Source organism: Shinella sp. WSC3-e, assembly GCF_945994535.1.
Lineage (GTDB): Bacteria > Pseudomonadota > Alphaproteobacteria > Rhizobiales > Rhizobiaceae > Shinella > Shinella yambaruensis.
The window spans coordinates 1570925-1586125 of the sequence record NZ_OZ000530.1; the positions used below are offsets into that span (position 1 = coordinate 1570925).

Annotated in this window: 14 protein-coding genes; 6 read left to right on the forward strand and 8 right to left on the reverse strand. The window is 65.1% G+C overall.

What is annotated here, in order from left to right; all coding sequences use genetic code 11:
- Positions 1 to 12 precede the first annotated feature (12 nt).
- Positions 13 to 609 carry a hypothetical protein gene (locus tag AABF56_RS07955; RefSeq protein ID WP_244765404.1) on the forward strand — a complete coding sequence of 199 codons (597 nt, stop codon included), beginning with the start codon at positions 13 to 15 and terminating at the stop codon, positions 607 to 609.
- Between the two features lie 104 nt (positions 610 to 713).
- Here AABF56_RS07955 and AABF56_RS07960 read toward each other — a convergent pair whose 3' ends face one another.
- On the reverse strand, positions 714 to 1598 hold the full coding sequence (locus tag AABF56_RS07960; protein ID WP_272805520.1) for an alpha/beta hydrolase: 885 nt from the start codon (positions 1596 to 1598) through the stop codon (positions 714 to 716).
- A 278-nt stretch (positions 1599 to 1876) separates the two neighbouring features.
- Between AABF56_RS07960 and parE the strand changes: the two genes are divergently transcribed.
- On the forward strand, positions 1877 to 3934 hold the full coding sequence (gene parE / locus AABF56_RS07965) for a DNA topoisomerase IV subunit B (protein WP_272805521.1): 2058 nt from the start codon (positions 1877 to 1879) through the stop codon (positions 3932 to 3934).
- 152 nt (positions 3935 to 4086) lie between these two features.
- Entirely contained in the window at positions 4087 to 4512 is a 426-nt protein-coding gene (locus AABF56_RS07970; protein ID WP_272805522.1) for a hypothetical protein, read from the forward strand.
- 140 nt (positions 4513 to 4652) lie between these two features.
- Here the strand turns inward: AABF56_RS07970 and AABF56_RS07975 are convergent, their stop codons facing one another.
- Entirely contained in the window at positions 4653 to 5780 is a 1128-nt protein-coding gene (locus AABF56_RS07975; RefSeq protein WP_272805523.1) for a DUF2336 domain-containing protein, read from the reverse strand.
- A gap of 128 nt (positions 5781 to 5908) precedes the next feature.
- On the opposite strand from AABF56_RS07975, the gene AABF56_RS07980 reads away from it, so the two are divergent.
- Complete coding sequence (locus AABF56_RS07980) at positions 5909 to 6553, forward strand: hypothetical protein (RefSeq protein ID WP_272805524.1); 645 nt, start codon at positions 5909 to 5911, stop codon at positions 6551 to 6553.
- 38 nt (positions 6554 to 6591) lie between these two features.
- On the opposite strand, the gene AABF56_RS07985 is transcribed toward AABF56_RS07980, so the two are convergent.
- Together AABF56_RS07985 and AABF56_RS07990 are read right to left on the reverse strand one after the other, a co-directional pair.
- A complete protein-coding gene (locus AABF56_RS07985; RefSeq protein ID WP_272807465.1) occupies positions 6592 to 7200 on the reverse strand; it encodes a flavin reductase family protein in 609 nt (202 codons plus the stop codon).
- Positions 7201 to 7204: 4 nt separating this feature from the next.
- Positions 7205 to 7789, reverse strand: a complete 585-nt coding sequence (locus AABF56_RS07990) for a nitroreductase family protein (RefSeq protein WP_272805525.1) — start codon at positions 7787 to 7789, stop codon at positions 7205 to 7207.
- 131 nt (positions 7790 to 7920) lie between these two features.
- Between AABF56_RS07990 and AABF56_RS07995 the strand changes: the two genes are divergently transcribed.
- The gene (locus AABF56_RS07995) at positions 7921 to 8883 is read left to right on the forward strand and encodes a hypothetical protein (protein ID WP_398430749.1); all 963 of its coding nucleotides are present in this window, start codon (positions 7921 to 7923) and stop codon (positions 8881 to 8883) included.
- A gap of 81 nt (positions 8884 to 8964) precedes the next feature.
- On the opposite strand, the gene AABF56_RS08000 is transcribed toward AABF56_RS07995, so the two are convergent.
- From AABF56_RS08000 to AABF56_RS08010, 3 genes are all read right to left on the reverse strand, one after another.
- Entirely contained in the window at positions 8965 to 9801 is an 837-nt protein-coding gene (locus tag AABF56_RS08000; protein ID WP_272805526.1) for a lysophospholipid acyltransferase family protein, read from the reverse strand.
- Between the two features lie 238 nt (positions 9802 to 10039).
- Positions 10040 to 12013, reverse strand: a complete 1974-nt coding sequence (gene thrS, locus AABF56_RS08005) for a threonine--tRNA ligase (RefSeq protein WP_272805527.1) — start codon at positions 12011 to 12013, stop codon at positions 10040 to 10042.
- Between the two features lie 121 nt (positions 12014 to 12134).
- Positions 12135 to 13127 (reverse strand): exonuclease domain-containing protein, encoded by a 993-nt coding sequence (locus AABF56_RS08010; protein ID WP_272805528.1) that lies wholly within the window; start codon positions 13125 to 13127, stop codon positions 12135 to 12137.
- 578 nt (positions 13128 to 13705) lie between these two features.
- Between AABF56_RS08010 and AABF56_RS08015 the strand changes: the two genes are divergently transcribed.
- Positions 13706 to 14116: a hypothetical protein gene (locus tag AABF56_RS08015; RefSeq protein ID WP_272805529.1), complete on the forward strand. Its 411-nt coding sequence runs from the start codon at positions 13706 to 13708 to the stop codon at positions 14114 to 14116.
- A 7-nt stretch (positions 14117 to 14123) separates the two neighbouring features.
- Here the strand turns inward: AABF56_RS08015 and prmB are convergent, their stop codons facing one another.
- Positions 14124 to 15041: a 50S ribosomal protein L3 N(5)-glutamine methyltransferase gene (gene prmB, locus AABF56_RS08020; RefSeq protein WP_272805530.1), complete on the reverse strand. Its 918-nt coding sequence runs from the start codon at positions 15039 to 15041 to the stop codon at positions 14124 to 14126.
- Positions 15042 to 15201 lie beyond the last annotated feature (160 nt).

Genomic DNA, 15201 nt, shown 5'->3' on the forward strand with positions numbered 1-15201 from the left:
GAGGAGGGTTTCATGGTTTCGAGCGGACGACTGCATCCCCTTTACGCCGCGGTGCTCACCGCCGCGCTCGCCGTGACCGGCGTTTCCGACGGCTACGGCCAGTCCACCGACCCTTCGCCCCGGGGATCGAGCAATTCGCAGGCCGAGGGGGCGGCAACGCCCAGCGATTTCATCACCAACGCCATTCTCGCCAATCTCGCCGCCGCGCGGTCCGAATGCGGCAGCTACGACCGGATCTACCGCGTCGACTGTCTGCGCCATCGGCTGCTCGACATCTCCCGCCGCATTCCCGAAGGCCCGGCCTATGGGCAGGCGCGGCAGATCGTCGGCCGCGCGGCGAGCCGGCTGGGCAGCATCCAGTCCGCCAATGCCGACACCCGCGTGCCGAAGCAGCGTTCGCGGCGCAATCCCCGGCTGCGCGAGGCCAAGGTCTATACCGCCATCAAGCGGGAGAAGCTGAACCAGGCGATGCAGCAGGCGAGCCGCGTCATCGAGGAAGCCGCGACGCAACTGCTGCGCGCCGGCGAGAACTCGGAAAAGCGCTCCGCCCACTACCAGAAGATCGCCGCCGCCGTCGGCTCGACCAAGGTCCTGCTGCGCTCGGCCTGAATTTCCGGAGAAATTCCAGCAAAAGTACGCAGCGGTTTTGCGTCCGGAATTGCGGGTCGACAAAAGGACCGGGCATCTCGCGGTTCGGCGAAAGGCGGAAATGCCTATTGCGCAAACAGCCAGTTGAGCGTCTCGCGCCAGTCGGTCATGCGCACGGGGGTGCCGTGGCCGCCGGTCTGGAACAGCACGAAGCGCGCCGGCACGCCGGCCTTGCGCAGGCGCCGGAACACCGCGATCTGGTCGTTCGCGGCATAGACGCTGTCGCTGTCGCCATGGGTGAAGAAGACCGGCAGCTTCGCCCTGAAGGCCGGCGTCCTGCCGTAGTCGCCATCGGCCGCCCCGCCCATCAGCACCATGCCGGCAAGGCTCTTCACCGCCGCCGGATCGCGCGCCACGCGGGCGCAGATAAAGCTGCCCATCGAGGCGCAGGCGAGGATGACCGGCGCCTCCGGCGACAGCGCCTTGGCCGTCAGGATGAGGCCGGAGACCCGCGCCGCACCCTTGTCGTCGAAGGAGGGCACGCTCGGCGCGTAATAGACCCCGCCGTTCTGCGCGGCGAGGTTCTTCAGCCGGTTGAAGTTGCCGCCGAAATTCCAGTCGTTGTTGCCGAGCCGCCGGTCGCCGCCGCGGCCGTGGATGAAGATGACGGTAAAGGCCGCACCCTCCGCCTTGCCGGTCATCGCGACATCGATCGGCCCGGCGGGCGTGGCGATCGTCGCGTTCTTTTGCGCCTTCTTCACCGCCGTCGAGACATAGGCCGCCTTCACCCGGCGCTCCGGCACCTGGTCGCGGCCGTTGATGTCGCGCAGTTCCTGGTAGTCGACGACCCTCAGCGCGCCGTCGTCGCCCGTCTCCACCACCGTGCCGTAGCCGAACAGGTCGTCCTTCCAGGGTTTCAGGCTCAGCGCCGCCGCCTCGCCGGCAAGGGAGCCGGCGAACAAGGCGGCCAAAACCAGCCGGGAAAGGCAATGAACTGTGGACTGACGCATGAACTGTGGCTCCCTGGAGGCAGCGATACTTGCCATCCGCCCGCCCGCAACGCAATCCTCCGCCGGCGGTTGGCGCGGCTTGGCGCATCCTGCAGGCCGGGTGACGCCACCCCGCGGCGCACGCGACGGACGGGACGACACGCCGCCCCGGCATCGCGAAAGCCCGCGGAATCTGGCAGAGTCGCAGGTGATTCGCGCAATGACCTCTTTTGCGCCAGACCCCGGTCCGCCATGGACCGGCGGGAAAGCTGGCAAACGGAACAAAATCTGAACGGCCCATGCAAGACGACAGCAACGACCTCTTCGCCAACATGCCCTCCCAGCCCGCAGCGCCGCCGGTCGAAAAGCCGGTCGCGGCGGCCGCCCCTACCCGCGAGGCACGCCCCGCCCCGCCGAGCGAAGGCACCGGCGGCTATGACGCCTCGGCGATCCGCGTGCTGGAAGGCCTCGAACCGGTCCGCATGCGCCCCGGCATGTATATCGGCGGCACGGACGAGAAGGCGCTGCACCACCTCTTCGCCGAAGTCATCGACAACTCGATGGACGAGGCCGTCGCCGGCCACGCCAATTTCATCGAGGTCAATCTCGACGCCGAGGGCTTTCTGACCGTCACCGACAACGGCCGCGGCATTCCGGTGGAAAACCATCCGCAGATGCCGGGAAAATCCACGCTGGAGGTCATCCTCACCGTGCTGCATGCCGGCGGCAAGTTCGACGGCAAGGCCTACGAGACCTCGGGCGGCCTGCACGGCGTCGGCGTCTCCGTCGTCAACGCCCTCTCCGACCTTCTCGAAGTGGAGGTGGCGCGCAACAAGAAGCTCTACCGCCAGCGCTTTTCCCGCGGCAAGCCGCTCGGCCCGCTCGAAGAGCTCGGCGACGTGCACAACCGGCGCGGCACGAAGGTGCGCTTCCATCCGGACCCGGAGATTTTCGGCGCGCACGCGCATTTCGATCCGGGACGCGTCTTCCGCATGGCCCGCTCGAAGGCCTATCTCTTCGGCGGCGTCGAGATCCGCTGGAGCTGCGACCCCGCGCTGCTGCCGGAAGGCTCCGAAACGCCGGAAAAGGCCGTCTTCCACTTCCCGGGCGGCCTCAAGGACTACCTCCAGGCGACGCTCGGCAAGGAGCACACCGTCACCCGCGAGATCTTCGCCGGCAAGAGCGAGAAATCCGGCGGCCACGGCTCGCTGGAATGGGCCGTCACCTGGTACGGCGGCGATTCGCTGATCCACTCCTACTGCAACACCATCCCGACGGCCGACGGCGGCACGCACGAGGCTGGCCTGCGCATCGCGCTGACCAAGGGCCTGAAGAACTATGCCGAGCTGACGCAGAACAAGCGCGCCGCCGCCATCACCACCGACGACGTGATGATCTCGGCCGTCGGCATGCTCTCCGTCTTCATCCGCGAGCCGGAATTCGTCGGCCAGACGAAGGACAAGCTCGCCACCGTCGAGGCCCAGCGCATCGTCGAGAACGCGCTGCGCGACCCGTTCGACCATTATCTCGCCGACAATCCGGGGGAAGCCGCCAAGCTGCTCGACTGGGTGATCGAGCGCGCCGAGGAGCGCCTGCGCCGCCGCAAGGAAAAGGAAGTCAGCCGCAAGACCGCCGTGCGCAAGCTGCGCCTGCCCGGCAAGCTCGCCGACTGCGCGCAGAATTCCGCCGAGGGCGCCGAGCTCTTCATCGTCGAGGGCGATTCGGCCGGCGGCTCGGCCAAGCAGGCGCGCAACCGCGCCAACCAGGCCATCCTGCCGCTCCGCGGAAAGATCCTCAACGTCGCCAGCGCCGGCCGGGAAAAGCTCGGCGCCAACCAGCAGATCTCCGATCTCGTGCAGGCGCTCGGCTGCGGCACGCGCTCGAAATACCGCGAGGACGACCTGCGCTACGAGCGCGTCATCGTCATGACCGATGCCGACGTCGACGGTGCCCACATCGCCTCGCTCCTCATCACCTTCTTCTACCAGGAGATGCCCGACCTCATCCGCGGCGGCCATCTCTATCTCGCCGTGCCGCCGCTCTACCGCATCAGCCAGGGCGGCAAGACGCTCTATGCGCGCGACGACCCGCACCGCGAGGAGCTGATGCGCACCGAGTTCAACGGCCGCGGCAAGGTGGAGATCGGCCGCTTCAAGGGCCTCGGCGAGATGCTGCCGGCGCAGCTCAAGGAAACCACGATGGATCCGAAGAAGCGCACGCTCCTGAAGGTCGCGATCGACGACGTCGACTTCGAGGGCACGCGCACGGCGGTCGACGACCTGATGGGCACCAAGCCGGAAGCCCGCTTCCGCTTCATCCAGGAGCGCGCCGTCTTCGCCGACAACCTTGATATCTGAGGTCTTCCCGCCTTATTTTCGTGGCAATCCCGGCCTCTAACCGGCGCAAGGTATTCCCCCGTCATCCCGCCCTCCGGGTCCCTTCTCCCCGGTGGGGAGAAGATGGCGGCAGGCGGATGAGGGGCATTTTCCAAACGGCGGAAAGGACGGCCATGAAAGCTGCGCTCATCGTCATGACGATCATGGGCTGCGACGACAGCGCAACCCAGTGCCACTATATCGATACGGTCGGCAGGAGCTGGCAGACCGTCGCGCTGTGCGATGCACAGGCCGAGACCTACATCAACCGCCATCAGGACAAGAACTACCCGGTCATCGTGGCGGTCTGCGAGAGCGCCGGCGACCGCATCACCGCCGACATCGCCAAGCCGACCCCCGAGGAGATGCCGGCCGGGACCAAGGCCGAAGTCCCGGTGCCGGCCGAGACCGCCGAGGCCCGGCAGGGCCTTGCAACCCGTGCGCTGAATTTCGTGAAGAAGGCCATCCCCGACAAGGCCGCCCTGAAGGCCGCCGTCACCACGCCGGTGCGCTATGCCGAGGACGGTTATTCCTGGGTGGTCAAGCGCTTCGCCGATTAGAGCATTTCCAGCAAAAGTGCGAAGCGGTTTTGCGTCCGGAAATGCGCCAAACAAAGGGTTGGGGCGTTTTCGCGATCCGGAGAAAAGCGGAAATGCTCTAAGAGCGCCTGAAAAACCTTACGGGATCGATACGCCCGGGCTCACGCCGCATCGCGCGCGGCGATGAGGGCGTAGCTGCGCGCGGTCTGGCGCCGTTCGGCGATGGCCAGCCGCTCGACGAGTTCCAGCATGGACTGGCAGGAGGCATCGCCGGCCGCGCGGGCCCGGGAAAGCAGGCGCTCGGAGACCGAGAACCCGTCGTCCCCGGCCTTCGCCTCCTGCCGCCAGAGCATCGTCGCCTCGGCAAAGAGCGCGCTGATGTCCCGGCCGAGGCCGGCGGCCTCGTAGAGCGCGCGCACCGCCGCCTCGCGCCCGTCGGAAAGGATGGAGCGGACACGCCGCTCCGCTTGGCCGGAGAGATCGGTGATGGCGGCCGCAAAGAACTCGACCCGGCCGGTGCACAGCGCATGCATGAGGAAGACCGGCGTCAGCCGGCCGGTCAGCCGCAGGTGCTCGACGAGCGCGGGCATTTCGGCGGCGCAAACCTCCCCCACCATGCCGATCGTCGCGACATCGCAGGCTTCGCGCGTGATGCGTTCGACGCGGTTCGCGCCCACAGCCGCCTGGATCAGCCCGTAGCCGGCCAGCGCCGTGCCGATCTTCTCCACCAGCGCATGGCGCGCATCGCTCGGCAGGTCGTCGCGGTCGAGCAGCAATGCGCGGATTTCCGCATCGTCGCCGAGCCGGTCGGCAATGCGCGACAGGCTGCGCCGGGAAAGGACGGCGCCTTCGTTCCCCAGCAATGCCGACACATCCGCCACGTCGCCGATCTCCGCCAGCGCCGCCGAAACCGGGCGCGAGACGAAGGCGCGATGGGCGATCAGCATGCGTGTCGTCGCGCTGCCTTTGGCGGCGAGATCGACAAGGTCGCCATCCGTCAGCAGCGACGAACGCAGGATGATGTGGGCGGCGATTTCCGGCTGGTCTTCCGCCAGCGGCAGGATGACGGCGCGCGGCGCGTCCTCGCAATCGGCGAGCGCTTCGGCAAGCGCCAGCCGCACCTTCGGCGCCGGATCGTCGAGCAGGAAGATCATCGCCATTTCCGCGGCGCGGCGGTCGACGGCCGAAATGCGCGCCCGTGCGTAAGCCCGCGCCAACACACTGGCCGCCTTCGCCCGGTCCGCTGCCCGCGCGGTCTCGACCCAACGAAGAAAAGCATGAACGATCAATGGACGCCCCAAACGCCTGCAAAACGCTACTGGAAACACGTTAGCGCCAAAGTGTTTAAGATTGGTTCACCATATCCGTTAACCGGATCGTCATTGCCATTCCCGCCGGCCTGCGCCTATGAAGGGCCATGAGACCGCTGCCCCGCGCCCTTTTCGAAGCGACCGACACCGCCCCCGCCCTTCCCCAGGGCTGCGGCGTGCTGGTACGCGCCGGCACCGCCGGCGACGCACAGGTGAAAGGGAGCTTCGTCATCGTCGACGGGACGGTCGAGGCCGAAACCCTCCGCCGCGCCATCGGCGGCGGCGCCGCGGGAATTGCCCTGTCCGGCTGGCGCACCGGCGCGGACCTCCAGCGCCTCGCCACCCTCCTGTCCGTCGCCGAGGCCGAGGAAGGCCGGGAAGACGGCGGCACGGGAATCCTCGCGATCACGGACGGCATCCTGCCCGCCCCCCTCTCGCCGCAGGGCCTTGCCGGCAAGTCCAGGCGGCTCGCCGCCCTCATCTGGGATCAGGGGCTCTTGAAGCAGACCCTCGGCGCAAGCCGCACGCTCACGCAAACCGGCGAATGGACCGCTGCCTTCGCCGCAGCCCGCAGCGCGGCCCTCCTTGCCGCCGCAGCAGCCGGCATACCGGCCTACGATTCGTTGCCGGACGTGACGGGAGCGGCCTTGGTAACGGCGTGCGAACGCTCGCGGGACAACGGCTTCTTCGGCGGCCTTGCCGCGCATGCGGCGCAGATAAAGCCGATCCGAACCGTCTGGGAAGGCGACTGACCGGAGAGGATCGGCCCGGGCGATGACCGCCCGCGCCCTCACCCCGCCTTCGGCCGCATCATGGCGAAAACCTCCGCCCCGCCGTCGCAGTAGTCCATGTAGCCCATGCGCCCCAGCGGGCGTGCGACGCCCATGTCGATCATGCCGTCGCGCAGGATCTCCGGGCTGATATGGATGCCGACCACCTGGCCGAAGACCACCCAGTTGTCCGATTCCCGCCCGTTGATGTCGACCGGGCGGAAGGCCTGCGTCATCCGGCATTCCAGCACCGCATGGGCCTCGCCCACATAGGGCGCATCGACGAGACGGCCGGCGACCGGCGTGAGGCCGGCGAGCGCGAACTCGTCGACGCCGCGCGGCACGGCGGCGGAGCTGGCATTCATCGCCTCGGCGAGATGCCGGCCGGCCAGCGAGCAGGTGAAGACGCCGGTTTCCTCGATATTGGTCACGCTGTCCTTGTGGCCGCTCGAGGAGAACATCACCAGCTTCGGCCTGTCGCTCACCGCGTTGAAGAACGAATAGGGCGCAAGGTTGCGCCGCCCGTCCGCCGCCTTCGTGCCGATCCAGCCGATCGGCCGCGGCGCGACGATCGCCTTGAACGGGTCGTGCCTCAGGCCGTGGGCGTTCTCCGCGGTCTCGTAGAACAGCGCGTCAGGCCTCATCGCCGACCCATGTGACGATCTCGGCAAGCTCCGGCCGCGGCCGCTCGGTCGGCGGCACGGTGGGCGTGCCGATATGGATGAAGCCGGCGATCCGCTCGCCCGGCCTCACGCCGAGGATCGGATAGGCGCGTTCGTCGAAGGCGTACCATTCGGTCAGCCAGTTCGAGGCAAAACCGTGCGCATTGGCGGCCATCGCCAGGTTGAGGCAGACGGCGCCCGCCGACATCACCTGCTCCCATTCCGGAATCTTGAAATGCGGCGCCGCGCGGCTGACGACGGCGATCACCACGGGCGCGCGGGTGAGCCGGGTGTTCTCCACCTTGACCATCTCGTCCGAAAGGTCCGGCTTGTCGCCCATGGCGATGGCGGCCAGCGCCTCGCTGATCCGCCGGCGCTCCTCGCCGCGATAGACGATGAAGCGCCAGGGCGCGAGCTTGCCGTGGTCGGGCACGCGCGAAGCGAGCGTCAGCATCTCCTCCACCTCGCCCTTCGAGGGGCCGGGTTCGCTCATCTGGAAGGCGGGGATCGACCGGCGGGTCGAAAGATAGTCGATCAGCTTGATTTCGGTTTTCATCGGGCGGGAGTTCCAATACCTTGGCGCGCGGACGCGGCCTTGAAAATGCCATTAGCCGGGTCTTCAAGTGGAGCCTTACAGTCAGGAAGTCAACCGCCCCCATGCGCATGCCCATCCCTCCCGCCGTTGCCATGAGCCTTGCCGTGGCGAGCCTCGTCGCGTCGCCCGTCCCGGCCCGCGCGCAGGAGGCGCTGGACAGTTTCTCCCAGATCACCACGCCGCTGAAGGGCAGCAAGCTCACCTCGTTCAACCCGATCGTGACGGGCGAGGCGACGCCGGCGAACCTCAGGGACGTGACCTGCGAGGCGCTCCTGACGAAGGACGGCAGCCCCATGCAGCACGGGCTGACCTGGCGCGTCTTCTCGCCCATTCCGGGCGCCGACGGCAAGCTGCCGCTGCTGGCTTCCTCCGAGGGCGGCTCCGCCGCCTTCCAGCTTGTGCCCGGCGAATATTTCGTCAACGTCGCCTTCGGCCGCGCGGGCGCCACCAAGAAGCTGGTCGTTCCCGATACCGGCGATGTCGACAAGCAGGTCATGGTGCTCGATGCCGGCGGCATCATGCTGAACGCCGTCTCCGGCTCGGACGTGCGCATCCCCCCGAAGGAGCTCTCCTTCTCGATCTTCGCCGCCGACGTGCGCGAGGACGGCGAGCGCAACCTCGTCGTCGACGACGTGAAGCCGAACTCCGTCGTGCGCCTCAATGCCGGCACCTACCACGTCGTCTCCGATTACGGCACGGTCAACGCCGTCATCCGCGCCGACATCCAGGTCGAGGCCGGCAAGCTGACGCGCGCGACGATCCAGCACCGTGCCGCAAAGCTCACGCTGAAGCTCGTCTCCGAGCCCGGCGGCGAGGCGATCGCCGATACGGCCTGGTCGATCCTCACCTCCTCGGGCGACACGGTCAGCGAAAGCGTCGGCGCCTTCCCGACGCTGGTGCTGGCCGAGGGTAGCTACATCGCCGTCGCCCGCAACAAGAACAAGATCTACCAGCGCGACTTCACCGTGAAGGCCGGCGTCAACACCGATGTCGAGGTGCTGCTCGACGAGAACGCCAACGGGGAGAAGGCCGGCGCCGAGGACGTGGTGGACTGAAAGCCGCATCCAGGCGCGATCGCCTGAAGGCCGGAAAAAGCTCCGGATTCAAACAGATACAGCGTCCGTGCCGACCGGCTCTCAGCCGGCGCGCCGCAGGAACGGCCGCGGCCGGGGCGCCATCGCGAAGACGGCCTCGTGGAGCCGCGCCGTGATGTTCCGGCGGTCGCCCGCATCCAGCTCCGCCCAGGCAATGACGCCGCCGATGCGCGCGGCGATCGTCGCGCCCGAGAGCTTGCGGAACTCGCGGATCAGCAGCGACAGGCGCAGCGTCAGCGAGACCTTGCTGGCGAGATGGAAGAGCCGGCCGTTCTGCCCCTCGAAATAGACGGGGATGACATTCGCCTTGGCCGACTGGATGAGCTTTGCCGGGAACATCTTCCACGGCAGGTCCTCCGCCCGCCCGAACACCTTCCTCGCCGTCGCGACGCCCCCCGCCGGAAACACGATCACCGTCGTGCCCTCTTTCAGAAGCCGCACCGCCTCCGCCCGCGTCTTCATGTTGAGCGCCAGCGCCTCCTTCGTCTCCTCGAAGGAGACCGGCAGCGCATAGGGCTGCATTTCCGGCACTTTCAGCAGGTCGTTGTGGATCATCACCCTGAACGGCCGGCCGAGCTGCTCGGCGAGCGCCAGCACCGCGATGCCGTCGCCGATGCCGAAGGGATGGTTGGCGACGATGACGACCGGCCCCTCGGGCAGGTCCGGCGGCGGCCAGGCGCCCTCGACGCGCAGCCCGACATCGATGAGGTCGAGCATGTCGCCGAAGACCCGCGCGCTCCGCCCGACGACGGAGCTGCGCCAGACATGGTAGAGCCGGGCGTAGCGGTTACGGCCGGCAAGGCCTTCCATGGAGCGGATGAACCATCGTTTGAGGCGCGGATCGTTCTCGTTGGCGTAGGACAGTTCCTTGAACCGCACGGTGTTCCCCAAAAAAGAAATCCCGTGCCGGGTGCACGAGACCTTCGACTCTCGACCTGCGGCGCCCTCTCCTCCGTCATCCTCGGGCTTGACCCGAGGATCCAAACCCTCGAACGAAGGTGGATCCTCGGGTCAAGCCCGAGGATGACGGAGGAGGCGGAGCACGGCCTGTCGCCAGCCTGATCCCGCACTGGCTAGCACGGGATTATTGCAGTTTTCCGACAGTTGCGGCGAAGGCTCACGCCTTGCCGAGCTTGCGCTTCAGGTCCGGCGGCATCGCCTCCAGCGACAGCGTCTCGATCGCCTCGTCAAGCGACATCGCCGTCTGGTTCTGCGAGCCCAGGCGGCGGATGTTGACGGAGCGTTCCTCCGCCTCGCGCCGGCCGCAGACGATGATGACCGGCACCTTGGTCACCGAATGCTCGCGGACCTTGTAGTTGATCTTCTCGTTGCGAAGATCGGTCTCGACGGTCAGGCCGGCATCGCGCAGCTTCTCCGCCACCTCGCGGGCATAGTCGTCCGCCTCGGAGGTGATGGTCGCGACCACCACCTGCTGTGGTGCGATCCACAGCGGCATGTGGCCGGCGAAGTTCTCGATGAGGATGCCGAGGAAGCGCTCCATCGAGCCGCAGATGGCGCGGTGGATCATCACCGGCTGGCGCTTTTCCGACGCCTGGTCGATATAGAATGCGCCGAACCGTTCCGGCAGGTTGAAGTCGACCTGCGTGGTGCCGCACTGCCATTCGCGGCCGATGGCGTCCTTCAGCGTATATTCGAACTTCGGCCCGTAGAACGCGCCCTCGCCCGGCAGGATGCCGGTCTTGATGCGCCCGCCGGACTGCGCCTCGATCTGCTTGAGAACGTCCATCATGACGCTCTCCGCCCGGTCCCACAGCGCATCGGAGCCGACGCGCTTTTCCGGCCGGGTCGAAAGCTTCACGACCACCTCCTCGAAGCCGAAATCCTTGTAGACCGAGAGGATGAGGTCGTTGATGCGCAGGCATTCGGCCGCCATCTGCTCGTCGGTGCAGAAGACATGCGCATCGTCCTGCGTGAAGCCGCGCACGCGCATCAAGCCGTGCAGCGCGCCGGAAGGCTCGTAGCGATGCACATTGCCGAATTCCGCAAGCCGCACAGGCAGTTCGCGGTAGGACTTCAGGCCGTGCTTGAAGATCTGCACATGCCCCGGGCAGTTCATCGGCTTCAGCGCGAAGACGCGCTCGTCATCGGTCTCGTCGCCGGCGACGGTCACCTTGAACATGTTGTCGCGATACCAGCCCCAGTGGCCGGAGGTTTCCCAGAGCGACTTGTCGAGCACCTGCGGCGCGTTCACCTCCTCATAGGTGCCCGCGAGACGACGGCGCATATAGGCGACGAGCGTCTGGAACATGCGCCAGCCCTTGCCGTGCCAGAAGACGACGCCCGGCCCTTCCTCCTGGAAATGGAACAGGTCCATTTCGCGCCCGAGCCGGCGATGGTCGCGCTTTTCGGCCTCGGCGAGGATGTTGAGATAGGTGTCGAGCTCCTCCTGCGTGCGCCAGGCGGTGCCGTAGATGCGTGTCAGCATCGGATTGTTCGAATCGCCGCGCCAATAGGCGCCCGCGACCTTCATCAGCTTGAAGGCCGTGCCGATCTGGCCGGTCGCGGCCATGTGCGGCCCGCGACACAGGTCGAACCAGTCGCCCTGGTAGTAGATCTTGAGGTCCTGCCCCTCGGGGATCGCATCGACCAGCTCGACCTTGTACGTCTCGCCCTTCCCGGCAAAGACCTCCTTCGCCTTGTCGCGCGACCACACTTCCTTGGTGAAGGGCTTGTTGCGCTGGATGATCTCCTTCATGCGCTTTTCGATCTTCGGCAGATCGTCCGGCGTGAAAGGCTCGTCCTTGGCGAAATCGTAGTAAAAACCGTTGTCGATGACCGGCCCGATGGTCACCTGCGTGCCCGGCCAGAGCTCCTGCACCGCCTCCGCCATCACATGCGCGGCATCGTGCCGGATCAGCTCCAGCGCCCGGTCGTCGTCGCGCGTGACGATCTCGATCCGCCCGTTCGAAACGGTATCGGAGAGATCGCGCAGCTCGCCATCGAGCGCAATCGCGACCGCCTTCTTGGCCAGCGACTTGGAAATCGCCTCGGCCACGTCACGCCCCGTCGAGCCCGCGGGATAATCGCGGACGGAGCCATCGGGAAAAGTCAGGGAAACAGGTGCAGACATGAAAGAATCTCCTATCCAGTCCCGCCAACGAATGCGGGTGGTATGCGGGGGGAATGGCCGGATGCGCCGGCGCGTTGCGGTGGGCGGTATACGGGGAATTTGGGGGGATTGGAAGAGCCCTCTAAGAACCTGTGTCCCCGCAAAACTTCAAAAGAACCCCAGCAAAACCGTCCAAGGATTTAGGTGCATAGGTGCTTATAAAATAACCTACGGTACCCAACACTATCAATGCAGAGCTTTTCCCAAGGGACCCATAGAAATTTAACAAAAAACTATCCGAAACAGATGATTTGTTGCTTGAAGTTTCAGTTTCCACAAAAATATCTATTATCTTTCTTAGTTTTATAATCTCTTCCTTTAGAGATTCCACATTCTCATTACTCATCTCAGTAGGGTAATTATCTTTTAAAGACAATCTCCTGAATACCGCAGACAGCTGCTTAAAAACGACAACCTCATCAGGCAAAGCGTTCAGACGCGAAGCATTGAGAAAGCTATCTGTCACAGAATCAAGAAGGTTGGCTGTCTCCAAAGCTGAAATTCTGGAGATATTTGAGTTTCTTAGAACAACAGCTATCTGTGCTGACAATCGGCCACTATCACTGTTTCTTCGCCGTAACTTTTGAAAAATCTCTGACAGTATTTCCGCCGTGTTCAGCGCGCTTTCCCTATTTTCTAAATCCCGATGGACATCCAAGGCCTCCCGCAATTCATCTATAGATTCTCCTAAAAAGGGGAAAACCTCACGGGCTATTGAAAGAGTATCTATGATACGGTCGTGTTGGAATCGCGGCAGACCACAGCGCTCAATCTCGTCATTTAGGCAGCGCATGATGATGTCAGCATTGTGCGTAACAATTTTCGCATCCGAAATAAAATCGAAAAATCCTTGAGAATAATTCGAAAAATATGGGTAACCAGAAAGGAATTCATCCGTAATACCGTGGGAATATAGATAGGTAGAATTGACACTCTGCTGTGGGCTAAAATATGAATGAAAAACTCTTCCTGATGGCAGCATATCGTCTAATTCGACACAGCCGATTTCAACAATTCTTGATGCATTTTCGCAATCGCGATCTGTTGAATTAAGTGACAAAACAACTCTTCTCATATTTCACCTTGAGCTCACACTGTCAGTATCTCGACACCCTGTTACCGGTTTCCAATCATAGATCTCCTCTAAAAAATTCCATCCGCATTTTCCCCACCCCCAAAACCCGCGCTATCCTGAACCTCCTTCCGCCGCCGGACGGATCGCGTAACGTGTCGATGCGGGCGGGAGGAGGCGCTTTCGCTTTCTGCCGAAACGTACGGCAGGGGCGGAAGAGGCGCAGAACGCTGCGGGAATGCGAATTTCCGTTGTGACAGGCTTCCCCCTTCCCCGGGTCTTGCGGGGTCGGTTTGGGTCCGCCATGCAAGCAGGATGGCGGCGCACGTCCCCGAAAAGCGCGGAACGCGGTTTTCGGAAAAGGTATATGCGCCAACAAACTGCGCAGCGAAGCAGTTTTGCGCCTGAAGGAGACCGGACCGTCTCCGAAGAACGCCTTGGGCCGCGCGAAAGCGATGCCACATATCCCATACCCCAGAGGCAACGCTTTCGCGCGGTTCTCCGGACATGAGCAAACCCGATGGAGCGCCTGCGGGGCGTTTTCGCACGCCCGCAGGCAAGGCAGCTGGAAGGCAGGAACGATGGACGAGGTGAAGGACGTAGCGACCACGATGAGCGCGCTGGAGCGCCGCCACATCCGGCGCATGCAGCCGGAGCTTCGCAAGGCGGCGACGGAAGCCGGCCACCACCGGACGTGCCGCCTGCCGCAATGCCGCCGCGCGAAGCGCTGCAGCGGCTGCCATCCCGCCGACGAGATCGCCACGACGCACTTCAAGACCTTCCCGCCCTGCGTGCACGACGACGCCACGCAGGCGAGCCTGCTTGCCGGCTGGAAGGCGCTCTGCGACCGCGACGAACAGGCATGGCTTGCCGCCGGCTATACGCCGGAAACGCTGGACCGGCTGGACGAAGAGTGGTGCCGCGCGATGGAGGAGGACGACGACTGGCCGGAGGATCCCCTCTGTCCGCCGCCCCGCAATGCCGTCGCGTGAGGCCGGGTCAGGAAACGCCCAGCGCCTCCGCCGAGATCCAGAAAACGGCGTCCTGCGACTGCTCCGTCTCCAGCCAGACGAAGTCCAGATGCGGGAATTCCTCCTCCAGGATCTCGCGGCCCGAGCCGATCTCGCAGATCATGCCGCCGCCCGGATTGAGGTGATCGGCCGCCTCGGCGAGGATTTTTCGAACGAGGTCGAGCCCGTCTTCCCCGCCGTCATGCGCCATTTCCGGCTCGGCGCGGAATTCCGGCGGGTAGCCGGCGAGCGCCGCATGGTCGACATAGGGCGGATTGGTGATGATGAGGTCGTAGGTGCGGCCGGCAAGCGGGGCGAAGAGATCGCCCTGAAGGAGCGTCACCTGGTCCTCCACGTCGTGTTCGGCAAGATTGAGCCTGGCGACCTCCAGCGCGTCGGCCGACAGGTCCACCGCGTCCACGCTCGCCTGCGGGAAGAACTTTGCCGCCAGCACCGCAAGGCAGCCCGAGCCCGTGCAGATGTCGACGGCGCTTTCCACCAGCATCGGATCGGGCAGGAAGGACGAGCCGTGCCCGCCGAGATATTCGGAGAACAGGATCTCGCCGATATGCGAGCGCGGCACGATCACCCGCTCGTCGACAAAAAAGCGCACGCCCTGGATATAGGACCGGCCGGTGAGGTAAGCCGAGGGTTTTCGCGTCGTGACGCGCGCCTCGATGCGTGCCGCGAGCAGCTGCCGCTCGGCCGGCAGCAGGCGGGCGTCGAGGAAGGGATCGAGCGTGTCGATCGGCAGGTCGAGCGTGTCGAGCAGGAGGAAGGCCGCATCGTCGCCGGCCGTCGTCGTGCCGTGGCCGTAGCTGAGGTCGGCCGCGTTGAAGCGGGAGATCGCATAGCGCCAGTAGTCGCGCAGCGTGACGAGTTCGGTTGTGATGTCGTCCTGGGTCAACGGCGGCCTCGCTTCGGCTATAGTGGACGGGCGCAATTCCGGCAGAACCGTGCAGCGGTCTTGCATCGGGAATTGCGCAAAAGACGGACAGGGCCTTTCCACCAGCCGCAGGCGAGCGGAAAGGCTCTGGACGGACCCGGCTTTAGAATGGCATGGGCTG

What these genes read in the sequence shown, in the direction of transcription:
- AABF56_RS07955 (WP_244765404.1), top strand. Translation starts at nt 13, where the DNA reads ATGGTTTCGAGCGGACGACTGCATCCCCTTTACGCCGCGGTGCTCACC.
- AABF56_RS07960 (WP_272805520.1), bottom strand. Translation starts at nt 1,598, where the DNA reads ATGCGTCAGTCCACAGTTCATTGCCTTTCCCGGCTGGTTTTGGCCGCC.
- parE (WP_272805521.1), top strand. Translation starts at nt 1,877, where the DNA reads ATGCAAGACGACAGCAACGACCTCTTCGCCAACATGCCCTCCCAGCCC.
- AABF56_RS07970 (WP_272805522.1), top strand. Translation starts at nt 4,087, where the DNA reads ATGAAAGCTGCGCTCATCGTCATGACGATCATGGGCTGCGACGACAGC.
- AABF56_RS07980 (WP_272805524.1), top strand. Translation starts at nt 5,909, where the DNA reads ATGAGACCGCTGCCCCGCGCCCTTTTCGAAGCGACCGACACCGCCCCC.
- AABF56_RS07990 (WP_272805525.1), bottom strand. Translation starts at nt 7,789, where the DNA reads ATGAAAACCGAAATCAAGCTGATCGACTATCTTTCGACCCGCCGGTCG.
- AABF56_RS07995 (WP_398430749.1), top strand. Translation starts at nt 7,921, where the DNA reads ATGAGCCTTGCCGTGGCGAGCCTCGTCGCGTCGCCCGTCCCGGCCCGC.
- thrS (WP_272805527.1), bottom strand. Translation starts at nt 12,013, where the DNA reads ATGTCTGCACCTGTTTCCCTGACTTTTCCCGATGGCTCCGTCCGCGAT.
- AABF56_RS08010 (WP_272805528.1), bottom strand. Translation starts at nt 13,127, where the DNA reads ATGAGAAGAGTTGTTTTGTCACTTAATTCAACAGATCGCGATTGCGAA.
- AABF56_RS08015 (WP_272805529.1), top strand. Translation starts at nt 13,706, where the DNA reads ATGGACGAGGTGAAGGACGTAGCGACCACGATGAGCGCGCTGGAGCGC.